The organism is Kitasatospora sp. NPDC059812 (assembly GCF_042732075.1).
In the GTDB taxonomy this organism is placed as follows: Bacteria; Actinomycetota; Actinomycetes; order Streptomycetales; family Streptomycetaceae; genus Kitasatospora.
On the sequence record NZ_JBHWIO010000143.1, the window covers coordinates 1 to 12,424 of the forward strand.

8 protein-coding genes are annotated in these 12,424 nt (G+C 74.3%); 3 read left to right on the forward strand and 5 right to left on the reverse strand.

What is annotated here, in order from left to right; genetic code table 11:
• Nucleotides 1-201 precede the first annotated feature (201 nt).
• Together ACFV6D_RS37575 and ACFV6D_RS37580 are read left to right on the forward strand one after the other, a co-directional pair.
• A complete protein-coding gene (locus tag ACFV6D_RS37575; RefSeq protein ID WP_380563210.1) occupies nucleotides 202-1,326 on the forward strand; it encodes a class I adenylate-forming enzyme family protein in 1,125 nt (374 codons plus the stop codon).
• A 151-nt stretch (nucleotides 1,327-1,477) separates the two neighbouring features.
• Nucleotides 1,478-1,657: a hypothetical protein gene (locus ACFV6D_RS37580; RefSeq protein WP_063346024.1), complete on the forward strand. Its 180-nt coding sequence runs from the start codon at nucleotides 1,478-1,480 to the stop codon at nucleotides 1,655-1,657.
• 31 nt (nucleotides 1,658-1,688) lie between these two features.
• On the opposite strand, the gene ACFV6D_RS37585 is transcribed toward ACFV6D_RS37580, so the two are convergent.
• The 3 genes from ACFV6D_RS37585 to ACFV6D_RS37595 all read right to left on the reverse strand — a co-directional run bounded on the left by ACFV6D_RS37585 (nucleotide 1,689) and on the right by ACFV6D_RS37595 (nucleotide 8,975).
• Nucleotides 1,689-2,678, reverse strand: coding sequence for an ABC transporter ATP-binding protein (locus ACFV6D_RS37585; protein WP_208869032.1), 990 nt, complete (start codon nucleotides 2,676-2,678; stop codon nucleotides 1,689-1,691).
• A gap of 124 nt (nucleotides 2,679-2,802) precedes the next feature.
• Entirely contained in the window at nucleotides 2,803-5,613 is a 2,811-nt protein-coding gene (locus ACFV6D_RS37590) for a hypothetical protein (protein WP_380563212.1), read from the reverse strand.
• Nucleotides 5,610-8,975 (reverse strand): FtsX-like permease family protein, encoded by a 3,366-nt coding sequence (locus tag ACFV6D_RS37595; RefSeq protein WP_380563214.1) that lies wholly within the window; start codon nucleotides 8,973-8,975, stop codon nucleotides 5,610-5,612. Before ACFV6D_RS37595 ends, ACFV6D_RS37590 begins: the two co-directional genes overlap by 4 nt.
• 394 nt (nucleotides 8,976-9,369) lie before the next feature.
• On the opposite strand from ACFV6D_RS37595, the gene ACFV6D_RS37600 reads away from it, so the two are divergent.
• Nucleotides 9,370-10,095 (forward strand): ABC transporter ATP-binding protein, encoded by a 726-nt coding sequence (locus ACFV6D_RS37600; protein ID WP_063346027.1) that lies wholly within the window; start codon nucleotides 9,370-9,372, stop codon nucleotides 10,093-10,095.
• A gap of 124 nt (nucleotides 10,096-10,219) precedes the next feature.
• On the opposite strand, the gene ACFV6D_RS37605 is transcribed toward ACFV6D_RS37600, so the two are convergent.
• Nucleotides 10,220-10,495: a hypothetical protein gene (locus ACFV6D_RS37605; protein ID WP_063346028.1), complete on the reverse strand. Its 276-nt coding sequence runs from the start codon at nucleotides 10,493-10,495 to the stop codon at nucleotides 10,220-10,222.
• A 57-nt stretch (nucleotides 10,496-10,552) separates the two neighbouring features.
• The gene (locus ACFV6D_RS37610; protein ID WP_380563216.1) at nucleotides 10,553-12,175 is read right to left on the reverse strand and encodes an FAD-dependent oxidoreductase; all 1,623 of its coding nucleotides are present in this window, start codon (nucleotides 12,173-12,175) and stop codon (nucleotides 10,553-10,555) included.
• Nucleotides 12,176-12,424: the final 249 nt, after the last annotated feature.

Consider the following 12,424-nt stretch of genomic DNA (forward strand, 5'->3'; position numbering starts at 1 on the left):
GGGGGGGCCGCTACCGGGCGGGGGGGCGGGGGCGCGCCCCCCCCGCCGGGGGGGGGGGGGGGGGGGCGGGGGGCGCGGGCGGGGGGCGCGGGGGCGCCGGGGCGGTGCTTCGACCCGGCCCGCGGCCGGCCCCCCGCCGAGGGGATCGCGTGGGCGCTGCCCTCGGCGGGCCTGTTCGCGCTGGGGCCGTCGGCGCTCGGGGTGGACCTGCCGGCGTCGGCCGCGTCCTGCTCGCCGGAGCCGCTGGCCCCGCGGTTCCGCCCGCAGGACGTGATGGCGGTGCGGTTCACCGGCGGGACGACGGGCCGGCCGAAGGGGGTGCTGCGCCGGTTCGCCCGGCCGCCGCGGCCGGCGCTGCTGTCCGGTTCGACGTTCCTGCTCTGTACGGAGCTGTGCCACGGCGGCGGTACGACCGCGGATCTGGCGCTGGCGGCGGGCGGCACGGTGGTGTTGCAGGAGGCCTTCGCCGCCGAGGCGGTGCTGGCGGCGATCGAGCGGTTCCGCGTCTCCCGGGTGTACCTGCCGCCGCACCTGCTCTACCGCGTGCTGGACCATCCGCTGCTGCGCGCGGCCGACACCGGCAGCCTGCGCCGCGTCACGTACACCGGCTGTCCGCCGTCGCCGCGCCGGTTGGCGGAGGCGACGCGGCGGCTGGGCCGGGTGCTGCACCAGACGTACAGCCTGACGGAGTGCGGGCCGGTGACCAGGCTGGGCCCGGACGAGCACCTGGACCCGCGGCTGCTGGCGACGGCCGGGCGCCCGTTCCCGGACACCGAGGTGCGGATCGTGGACGAGGACGGGACGGTGCTGCCGGCGGGCCGGACCGGGGAGATCTGCGTCCGCACCCCGACGGCGATGGTCGGCTACTGGCGCGACCCCGAGCTGACCGCCCGGGTGCTGCGGGACGGCTGGCTGCACACCGGCGATCTGGGCAGCCTGGACGCGGCCGGTTATCTGACGGTGGCCGGGCGCCGCCCGATGGCGATCGTGGACGGGCACAACGTCTTCCCCCGGGACGTCGAGGAGCCGCTGCGCGCGCACCCGGAGGTGCGGGAGGCGGTGATGTTCGCGACGGCCGGTCCGGACCGGCTGGAACGGGTGCACGCGGCCGTGGTCACCGGGCCGGGATCGCCGGCGACGGCGGAGGAACTGCGCCGCTGGGCCCGGGAGCGGGTCGGGCCGCGGTGCGCGCCGGACTCCGTCCTGGTGCTGCCGGGGATCCCGCTGACCGGGGCGGGGAAGCCGGACCTCGACGCATTGCGGGCGTTGGCCACGTCCTCGGAGGGACGGGCCGTCACCCCTGCAGGGGCGCGCGAGGGAGTGTGACGCGCCCTACCGATGCTTCGAGCGCCCGCGCGGGCGACCTCTCGCGCGGCGGACGACGGGAAGAACCGCCTGTGGACACTCGACCGTGCGGACCGAACTGCCGATACAACCCCGGCGGCGTTCCTCCGCACCGTCCCCAGGAGGCACTTCCTTGACCTGGCTACGCGTCCTGACCGCACTCGGAATCCTCGCCGTCGCGGCCAGTGCAGTGCTCGTCTTCGCCCTCTGCACCGCCACCGCCCGGGGCGAGCGCGCCGGTGAGGACGCACCCGACCTACGCTCTGACGCCGAAGGCAGCGGGCTCTTCCAGCGGATGGGCGGCGACAGCTGACGGACCCGCCGGCCGCCGCCCCTCCCCCACGTCAGTGCCCGGCGATGTCGTCCGGACGGACCTCGATGTGGTCGGCCGCGAGGTCGACCGCCACCCGGTGCTCCATCCCGAGCGCCTCCAGGAACTTGACCGGCAGCTGCACCCGCCCGGTGCGGTCCAGCATCACGTACTCGCGCTCGTTGACCGACTCCTCGCCGTGCTCGTCCGTGACGGTGCGGCGCAGCACCTCGCTGCTGGTCCGGCCGTCCCGGATGGCGACCGTGCGGCGCACCTCGCCCGCGACCATCGGGTCGTGGGTGACGATGACGACGGTGGCGCCGAGTTCGCGGTTGACGGTGCGGAAGGACTCGAAGATCACCCCCGCGGTCTCGGAGTCCAGTTCGCCGGTGGGCTCGTCGGCGAGCAGCACCGGCGGGTTGTTGGCCATCGCCACCGCGATCGCGACCCGCTGCTGCTGGCCGCCGGAGAGCTCGTTGGGGCGGCGGTGGGCGAGGTCGCCGATCTCCAGCGCCTCCATCAGCTCGGCCACCCGGTCGGCCTGCTGCTTGGCCCGCCCGGCCCCGGCCCGGCGCCCGCGCAGCTGCATCGGCAGGGCGATGTTCTCGGCGGCGGTGAGGAAGGGCAGCAGGTTGCGGGCGGTCTGCTGCCAGATGAAGCCGACCACCTCCCGCCGGTAGCGCAGCCGCTCCCGGGCGGACATCTCCAGCAGGTCACAGCCGGCGACGGTGGCGCTTCCGGCGGTCGGCACGTCGAGCCCGGCCAGGATGGTCAGCAGGGTGGACTTGCCGCTGCCGGAGGCACCGACCAGGGCCACCAGGTCGCCCTGCTGGATGGTCAGCTCCAAGCCCTGCAACGCCTGGACCTCGACGCCCTCGGCGCTGAAGATCCGCACCAGCCGGTCGCAGACGATGGCCGCGCCCTCGCCGTACGCCTTGGGCGAGGCGGCGGCGAGGGCCCGCTGCCGGAGCTCCTGCAAGCTGGGGGCCTCGGCGACCGGCTGCTCCTGGGGAGTGGTCTTCACCGCTCGTCTCCTGTCTCGACTGTCCTAGAGGTCCTGACGGTCCTGAATATCTCGACGACCTTGACGGTCCCCACTGTTCCGACGGCCGGCGCCGGTGTCACGGCCCGTACCGCTCCTCCCGCCCTCACCGCTGGTCCCCCGCCCGCAGTTCGGTGGCGATCTGGCGCCGGCCGGAGACGGCCGTCTCCAGGACCACCCCGAGGCAGACCACCAGTGCCAGGCCCGCCGTGGGCAGCAGCACCGGCAGCAGGACGGGGGCCAGCGCGTCGCCGACGTTGGCGCCGACCAGCGCCGACAGGTCGAAGGCCGGCCCGAGCAGTCCGACCGCCGCCAGCGCGACCAGCCCGCCGCCGACGGCCGCCACCAGGGTCTGCGGCAGCGTCTCGGCGATGATCAGCGCCAGCCCCTGCCGGGGCCGCAGGCCCATGGTGCGCAGTCGGGCCAGCAGGGCCGTACGCTCGGGGGCGGCCCGCACCAGGGTCAGCAGGACGGCGAGCAGGGCGAACCCGGCGCCGGCGGCGCCCGAGTACCAGAACAGGCGTTCCGCGGAGCGCTGCAGCGGGTCGGCGGCGAGCGCGGCGGCCACCTCGTGGCTGCTGCGGACCGTGTACCCGGGGGGCAGCCCGTAGCTGCCCTTGCCGGCGGCCAAGGCCTCGTCCCGGATCAGCTTGGCGAGGCCCGTGGCGGTGGTCAGGCCCTGGTCCAGCAGCAGGTTCCTGACCTGGCCGGCGTCGACGTCGCCGACGGAGAGCCACTTGTTGGTCCGCTTGAGCTCCGGAAGGCGCTCGGAGGCGGGCCCGACGGGCACGACCATGAACGGCTTGCCCGGGTCGGGCAGGGCGGGGGTGCCGGTGACGATCCCGGCGACGGTGGCGCGCAGTTCGCCCCCGTTGGGGGTGCGCAGCCGGGCCGGACCGTCGGTCAGCTGCTTGGACAGGCCGCTGCTGAACAGCGCCGGCACCGGGCTGTCCGGGCCGCCCGGGGTCCCGGCGAGCGCCGCCGGGTCGAACTCGCCCACCCCGAAGGTCCGGGCGATCTCGGCGTAGGCCTTCGGCTCGGCCACCACGAGGATGGCCGCGGTGCGGTCGCCGCCCGTGCCGATGAAGGAGGCCCCGGGCTCGACCCAGACCCCGGTCGCGGCCCGCACGCCCGGCAGTTCGGCGGCGGCCGTGGTGAACGCCTCCGGCAGGGTCGCGTAGACCGGGAGGGAGACGGAGACGTCGCCGCCGGTGGTGATCCGGGCGGCGCGCAACCGGACGCTGTCCACGGTGTCGAGCACGGTGGCCCCGAAGCCGGTCGTGGTGACGGCGATCACCAGGGCGAGCAGCGGCAGCGCGGAGGGCCGGCGGCGGCCCGAGCTGTCGCGGGCGGCACGGGCCAGGCCGAGGAAGCCGATCAGGCCGCGGCCGCGCCCGGCGAGGGCGGCCAGCCAGCCGACCACCAGCGGCTGGATCCGGGCCAGCAGCAGGCCGCCGGTGAGGGCGAGCATCAGCGGGGCGGCCACCAGCAGCGGGTCCAGGCTGTTGCCGGGGGCGACGCCGCGGCGGCGGACCTCGGCCACGGCCGCGGCGGTGACGGCCAGGACGGCGAGTTCGCCGACGAGTCGGCGCCAGCCGGCCACGGCCTTCGGCGGGGACAGCAGCACGGCGGCGCGCGCCGGGAAGGCCAGCACGGCGATCAGGGCGACGGCCAGGGCGGTGAGCAGGGCGTTGCCCCACCGGGGGGTGGGCAGCAGCACCAGGGCGAAGGCCGTTCCGAGCAAGGCGGAGGGCAGCACGGTCGCCGCGCCCTCGCCGAGCAGGCGCAGCAGGATGCCGCCGCGCGAGCCGCCGCGGGCCTGGAGCAGCCGGAGTTCGGCGGTGCGCCGGTCGGCGGTGAGGGCCGCGGCGAGGCACAGCACCACGACGGCCACCCCGGCCACTCCGGCCGGTCCGATCGCGGCCAGCGGGGCCGCGGCGTCGTAGCGGGCGGTGGCCCGGGTGAAGATGTCGGGCAGGAGCGAGGTGACGTGCAGGTCCGGGCGCTTGGTCACGTCGGCGAGGGTGGTGGCGCCGCGCCCGACCAGGAAGGAGCCGACGGTGGCGCGGGTCTCGGCCAGCTGGTCGGCGCGCAGGGCGGCGGAGTCGACGGGCAGCCGCCAGAAGTTCACGCCGCCGTTGCCCCAGAGGATCAGCTGGTGCAGGCCGCTGTCGGTGACGAAACCGGTGGTCGCCCAGTGGAGCTCCGCGCCCTGGCCCTCCAGGCAGGCGCGGGCGGGACAGCCCACGTCGTCCCAGGTCGGGTCGGTGGGGTTGTTGACGCGGTAGAAGCCGACCACGGTGGACCGGGTCCGGCCGGTCAGGTCGCTGCCGTTGTCGACGACGTCACCGAGCTTGACGCCGATGGTCTCGGCGGCCTTCTGGCTGATGATCATCGGCAGGGGTGCGCCCTCGGCCGCGGGGCCCGGCCAGACGCCGTCGGTGAGGGTCACGAGCTCCTTGAGCCCGTGCAGGTACAGCAGGCCGAGCACCGGCGGATGGTCGGAGACACGGGCGTAGCCCTCGTTGAACATCTTGCGCGGGGACTTGGCCCGGCTGCCGTAGAGCCGGCTGGTCTCGGTGAGCGGCAGGTCCCGGCCGATCTCCGCGGTCAGCTTCTGCTGCACGTCGTCGAGGGCCGAGGCCGGGTCACTCAGGTTCGGCTCGGAAGTGGCCTGCAGGCTGGTCGCGTTGACGCCCTTCTGGTGCACGAAGTCCCGCAGGGCGCTGTCCGCGCTCCGGTCGACGACGCGGGGGAAGGCCGCCGCCATGAACACGGTGACGAAGGCGAGCGCCGCCATGAGCAGGGTGGCCAGCGGCGTCGCGCGGAGCCGGGTGCGGACCCAGGGCGCGGGGCCGTGGGCGGGCGCGGGCTCGGGCGACGGGGTGGGCACGGTGGTGCCGGCCTTGGTGGTCACATCTCCTCCACGTGGCGCAGCCGGGCGGCCACGTCTCGACGGCGGCGTCCGATCAGGAAGGCCGAGAGCAGGGGAACGACGGCGATCGCGGCCGTGAGCAGCAGGGCCTGACCGAACGGCAGCTCGATCAGCGCCCCGGGCGTCGGGCGGCGGGCGGCGGGCGTCAGCACGACGAACGGCACGATCAGGTGGACGAGCAGCGTGCCGAGGCCCAGCCCGACGGCCCCGCCGAGGGCGACCAGGAGGGCCTGTTCGGCGGCCATGGTGCGGGTCACCTGCTTGCGGCGGGCGCCCAGGGCGAGCAGCAGGGCGGAGTCCCGGGAGCGTTCGCGGGCGGAGGCGGCCACGGCGGCGCCGAAGCCGATCGCGGCGAGCACCCCGGTGACGACCGCGATGACCATGAGCGCGCTCTGCGGGGCGGCGCCGACCGGGTCGCTGAGGAGGGCCTCGACGGCCTCCTCGTAGAGCTGGACGTCCTGGGTGCCGGGGGCGGCGCGCAGGGCGGCGGCGGCCTCCGCGGGGGTCCGGTCGCCGGGGCCGGTCGCGGGCAGCCACCACTCGGCGCGGTTTGGCAGTTCGCCGCCCTGTGCGGCCAGCAGCCGGGCCGTGGTGGAGAGGTCGACCAGGAGCGCGTTGGGGCCGGCCGCCGGCAGGGCGTCGACCACGGCGGTGATCTTGACCGGCAGGACGATCCCGGAGAACGGCACCTTGATGGTGTCGCCGACGGAGCCGCCGACGACCTTCAGGTAGTCGCGGGTGGCGATGCCGGACACGGCGTCCGGCACGCTCGTCCCGGTCGGCTGGAGCACGGCGCGGACCATGTCGCCGAGGCCGTTGGCGAAGCGGTAGCGGATGGTGAACAAGCGGTCGGCGCCGGTCGGTTCGGATCCGAGGACGGCGGCCGGCCCGGGCACCACGTCGCCGACGGCCCGGACGGGGGGCGCCGTCGCCGTCCAGCCGAAGCCGGCCGGCACCTGGACGGCGGTCGCGGGGCCGTCGGCGCTGTCGGAGACGGACAGCCGGTGGACGGTCAGCTCGCCGTTGGACCGGTCGCCGAAGGCGACGATCACGCCGACCACGGTCAACGGCGCGGCGGCCGAGCCGAGCGGGGCGTCGACCAGCGTGGTCAGCGAGGCCGAGACCTTGGCGTCGCCGGTCAGCGGGAGCGTGCCCAGCGAGACCTTGTGGATCATGCCGAAGCGGTCGCGCAGCAGCAGCCTGGCCTCCGGGTGAAGCGACGGACGGGTACTGCCGCCGGGCGTCCCGGCCTGCTGCTCCGGCTGCTGGACGGTGACCTCCGCGTCGATCCGCAGCGGGTGGCCGGGCAGTTCCAGGCCGGCCGACGGCCCGGTGGGGGCGGGCTGGGCGAGCGACCCGAACAGGTCCTCTCGGGTGCGCCCGCCGAGCAGGTCGGCGCGGACCGGGACGCGCTCGGCGAAGGCGGAGGTGTCCACGGCGAGCAGTTGGCCCTTGCCGTTGGGCAGGGACTGGTCCTCGCGCACCACCGGGACGATCCGGTCACCGCCGGGCAGCGCGCCGTAGCGGCCGCCCTGGCCCATCAGGGCGTTGTGCGAGGCGGAGATCCGCAGGCCGCCGAGCGTGTTGAAGGCGGCCTGGTCACGCTGGGAGGCGGTCCAGGTGGCGTGCTGGCCGAGCGCCAGCACGCCGGTGGCCACGGCCATCACGAGCAGCAGCACGGGGCCGGTGGCGCGGGCGGGCCGACGGGCCAGCTGCCAGCCCACCAGGGCCGGGCCGAGGCCACGGCCGCGGGCGGCCACCCGGGCGCCGAGCCGGGCGGCGAGCGGCAGCAGGCGCAGCACCACCAGGGTGCCGGCGCAGAGCGCCAGGGTCGGGGTGGCGACCAGCAGCAGGTCCACGCCGAGCCGGCCGGAGGAGTCGGTGGACAGCCCACCGCCGTACTGGCTGAGCTGCTGGTAGGCGAGCACGGCCAGGGCGAGCACGACGAGGTCGCCGCCGTTGCGCGCGACGCCGGAGACCAGGGCCTGGCGGCGGCCGGAGCGACTGCGCAGGGCGGCTCCGGCGCCGCGCAGCAGGCTTGGCAGGCTGGCCAGCAGGACGCAGGCGAAGGCGCAGAGCACGGCGATCGGCCAGAGCGACCAGCTGATGCCGGTGTCCAGGGGCACCTGGTGGTCGCTCCCGAAGCCGGCCAGGGCACGGACCAGGAACGGAGTCAGCAGGGGGGCCAGCAGCGCGGCGGGCAGGGCGAGCAGCAGCGACTCCGTCGCGGTGAAGAAGCCGAGCCGGGCGCCGGAGGCGCCGCGGGCGGCGAGCAGCTCGTTCTCGGCCGTCTGCCGGGTCGCGATCAGGTTGACGACCAGCAGCAGCGCTGCGACGGCGAGCACGGCCAGCTGGAGGGCGCCGATCAGCAGGGTGGTCCGGGCGACCATCATGCTGGAGGACAACTCACGCAGGATGTCGGGCAGTTCGGTCCTTGAACCAATGCTGGCGCGGGACTGCAGGTCATCGGCAAGGCCCTGGGCGCGGTCGCCCATGGCCTCCGCCGAGGACTGGCCGATGCCCGTGAAGTCGGCGTCGAGCAGCCAGCTGCGGCTGCTCTGCACCAAACCGGCGGTGGTGAAGGCGCTCTGGTCGACCAGCATCGGGCCGTAGGTGGTGAAGCCGCTGACCTCCACCTCGTGACCGCGGACCGGGTCGATGCGCCAGTACGCGTCGGCCGGGTCGACGGCCCGGTAGACGCCGGTGACGCGGACGGTCAGCGGCTTGCCGTCGAGGCGGTCCGCCAGCTGCACATCCGCGGGCAGGGCCTGGTCGGTGAGGCCGAGCCGGGCCAGCATGGTCTGCGGGACGGCGACCTGCGGGGCGGCGGTCTGGACCGGGCCGGAGGCCGCGGCGGGCCACGCGCCGGCGAGCAGGTGGGTCCGGTCTCGGTCGAGGTCGGCGAGGACCGTCAGGTCGGGCTGGGCCCCGGCTCCGGGGACCGCGGACCCGGGGGCGCCGCTGGTCCCGGTAGTGCCGCTGGCGCCGGTAGTGCCGCTGGTCCTGGTAGTGCCGGTAGCGCCGGCGCCGTCCGGCAAGCCGTAGGAGCGGCTGCGCAGCAGGCTGTCGGTGCGCACGGACAGGTCTCCGAAGAGCCTGCCGCGGTAGGCGGCGAGCTCCGCCTCGTCCTTCGCACGCTGGTCGAGCCCGTGTTCGGCGGTCACCACGACCGTGGTCCGGGCGTGGCCTGTCCCCTGGAGCGCCTGCCGCAGACCGGCCTCGCCGACACTGCGGTTGAACGCCACCAGCGCGGTCAGCACGGCCGTGGTGATCAGCACTGCGAGCAGCACGGCGGCAGCCAGCGGCAGTCGCCCACGCAGTCGGCGCACGACGAAGCCGAGCATCAAGTTCCTCCCCGGTCTTTACGTCCCCAGGTTGCGTCCCAGCCCGGTCCATCGATCCGATTTGGTCACAACTCGGCTACGAATAGACACACTTAGGGCACATCGACGCAATGATCACCGGCATTTGATCACCGGATAGCGGACGACTCTGTCAGATTCGATCCAGGAACGGAAGGGACTTGCGCTAACAAGTAAGTAATGAGCAAATTCCTTGCATTGGCAGCTCCCCCACTTCGGGCGCCCGCCAGAATGCCATGAACATTTCATAACTAAGGCTCCACAGCACGCCTTTGGGAACGCCGACCCGCACCCCGGAAATCGCCGCCCGAAACCGTGAACCCGTGGCGCCGCCCGTCCGTAGACACTGGGTAGACACACACAGGGGGAAGCCTCAATGACGCAGCCTCAGGCCACCGCCACCACCAACACCCCGATGGTGGCCGTGACCGACCTCCGACGCAGCTTCGGCACCGGCGAGCGGACCGTGCACGCGCTGCGCGGCGTCTCCTTCACCGTCGGCCGCGGCGAACTCGCCGCGCTCAAGGGCCGGTCCGGCTCCGGCAAGACCACCCTGCTCAACCTCGTCGGCGGCCTGGACGCCCCGACCGCCGGCAGCATCGCCCTGGACGGCACCGACCTCGCCGAGCTGAACGAGGACGGCCGGCTCGCCCTGCGGCGGGAGCGGATCGGCTTCGTCTTCCAGTCCTTCGGGCTGATCCCGATGCTCACCGCCGCCGAGAACGTCGGCGTGCCGATGCGGCTGCGCAAGGTCTCGGCCGCCGAACGCGAGGAGCGCGCGCACACCCTGCTGGCCCTGGTCGGCCTCGCCGACCAGGCCAACCAGCGGCCCGGCGAGCTCTCCGGCGGCCAGCAGCAGCGCGTCGCCATCGCCCGCGCGCTGGCCAACGAGCCCGGCCTGATCATCGCCGACGAGCCGACCGGCCAGCTGGACTCGGAGACCGGCCGCTCGATCATGCAGCTGCTGCGCGCCGTCGTCCGCAGCGAGGGCGTCACCGTGGTGGTCGCCACCCACGACCCGACGCTGATGGAGCTCGCCGACCGGGTGATCGAGCTGCGTGACGGGCGGATCGTCGAGGGGGCGGCGAAGCCGGCCGCGTAAGGGTGGCCCGGGGTGGACCGGCCTGTCCGGCCTGTCCTGTCCGGTCGGGCGGGCCGTCCGGTCGGGCGGTCCGGCGCACCCGGGCGCGGCCGGTGATGAACCCGGACGCGCTCCGCGAGCCCGTTCAGGGCGCCTTGAGCACCGCCTCGCAGGCTCGGCACCGCCGGGTGCGCTGGGACGGCGGGTACCAGGGCTCGCCGGGCCCGGCCGGGCGGTAGGGCTCCCGTTCGAGGTCCGCCGTGTCGAGGCCGCAGAAGGTCACCGGCCCCGGATCCTCCGGCACATCCGGATCCGGCGGCGCCGCGTGCACCCAGCGAATCCGCGCGCCCACGTCAACCTCGCCCGCGTCCAGCACCTCCGTGGACGACTCCAGCTCGACCAGCACGACCACTCCGCTCATACCTCGACCCTGCGCCCCTGCGGCGGCTCGCGCATCCGGTGGCGGGCCCCCTCCCGGTCAGGCCCCGGGGAGGGTGATCGACTGAGCGTGGTGGAACACCCCCGCGCCGTCCCAGTACGCCTTGGTGCGCTGCAACCGCGGGTAGTTCCCCTTGTAGTAGAGCCGCTGGTAGGCCGGGTCCGGCTGGTCGGCCGTGCCCAGGTCGACGTCCGGGTAGTTGACGTAGGCGCCGTCCGTCGCGGTGTCGATCTCCGGGACACCACCGGTCTCCCGGTAGACGTCCCGGTAGAGCCCGGCGAGGTACGCCAGGTGGTCGGCGTCCTGGGCCTCGTCGGTCCAGTACGTCTGGTACTGGAGCTTCATGATCGAGTCGCGCTGGGGGACGGCGGTCTCCCCGGGCCCGCGGGTGTTGATCCGGCAGCCGTAGGAGTCGATCTGCACCAGCGTCTTCGTGAGGTCCACGCCCTCGACGTCCCGGACCAGCCAGTCCCAGAAGGTGGCGATCTGCACCCGACTGAACGGCTCGCGGTGGTAGGCCGACTTGTACTTGCCGCGCTGGTTGTCACCCGACGGGTTGAGCGTCATGGTGGCCTGGAACCAGGGCAGTTGGCGACGCTTCTCCGGGTAGGACAGGAACAGCCCGCCGGCGCTGTGGGTCTGGACCACCGAACGCGTCGCCATCCCGCGCTCGACGGCCGCCAGGAACGCGTCGAGCGGCGCCGGGTCGTCACCGTCCCACTGGCTCACCAGGACGACGTTCCCGTTGGAACGGTGGGTGAGCTTGAGGATCGCGAACAGGCCCTGGTAGGTCGACTCCTGCGGGCCGCTGTGCTCGGCCATGAAGGCACCGAAGTTGCGCACCAGGGTCTCGAAGTCGCCGGGCCGCTTCACCAGTTCGCCCCAGGGCCAGGCGACGCTGCTGAGCCAGACCCGGGGCGGCGGCTTCGGCACGCCGACCGCGAAGTGGTAGCGCAGCACCACCCCGAAGTTCCCGCCGCCGCCCCCGGTGTGGGCCCAGAAGAGGTCCGCCTCCGGGGAGCCCTCGCCGTCGTCGCGGTGCGCCCTGGTCACCACGGCGGTACCGCCCCGCACGGTGACCACGTCGACCTGGACCAGGTGGTCCACGGTGAGCCCGTGCCGCCGCGAGAGCAGGCCGAACCCGCCGCCGCAGATGTGCCCGCCCGCGCCGACCGAGTAGCAGGATCCGGCCGGCAGCGTCACCGCGTACGCGCGGAAGAGCGTGGTGTAGACGTCCCAGTTGGTGGCCCCGCCCTCCACGCAGTACGTCGGGTGGCCGAACTTGTCCCTGGCGGCGGCGACACCCCGCATCATGCCGAGGTCGAGGATGACGCCCCCGTCGTTGTCGACGAAGCCCTCGTAGCAGTGCCCGCCGCCGCGGACGGTCGGCCGCAGCCCGTGGTCCAGCGCCCGGTTCAACTCGCCCACGGCGTCCGCCTCGTCGACCACCAGGCGGATGTAGGCGGGGCTGCTGCGCCAGCGCTGGTTGAAGCCCTGGCCGAGCGTCCGGTAGCGGGGATCGCCCGGCCGGACCGACCGCCCCTCCGGCGGCTCCCGGCGCGCACCGGCCGCGGCCGCCGTACCCGTCGAGCCGGCGGACACCCCGGCCGCCGCCGCACCGGCGGTGCCCAGGAATCCCCGTCGGGAGAATGCGCCCTCCATGGCCCGACCTCACTTTCTCGGCGATGAGAGAAGCTGGCGGCGGCACGCTAACACAGGTATTCGAGGGTGGGAATCCTTTAACGAACTAGTGTGACAGTACGTCATTTTCGGCGAATCAGCGCAGGTCCCGGACCGGTGCGGGCCCGGCGCCCGATTGATGCTCCTATGGGTTGTCAAGCGGTGGTGAGCCATTCGCGGTAGGCGTTGGCGAGGTCGTCGTTTCGGCGGGTGCCGCGTTCGAGGGTGGAG

What these genes read in the sequence shown, in the direction of transcription:
- ACFV6D_RS37600 (WP_063346027.1), top strand. Translation starts at nt 9,370, where the DNA reads ATGACGCAGCCTCAGGCCACCGCCACCACCAACACCCCGATGGTGGCC.
- ACFV6D_RS37595 (WP_380563214.1), bottom strand. Translation starts at nt 8,975, where the DNA reads ATGCTCGGCTTCGTCGTGCGCCGACTGCGTGGGCGACTGCCGCTGGCT.
- ACFV6D_RS37605 (WP_063346028.1), bottom strand. Translation starts at nt 10,495, where the DNA reads ATGAGCGGAGTGGTCGTGCTGGTCGAGCTGGAGTCGTCCACGGAGGTG.
- ACFV6D_RS37610 (WP_380563216.1), bottom strand. Translation starts at nt 12,175, where the DNA reads ATGGAGGGCGCATTCTCCCGACGGGGATTCCTGGGCACCGCCGGTGCG.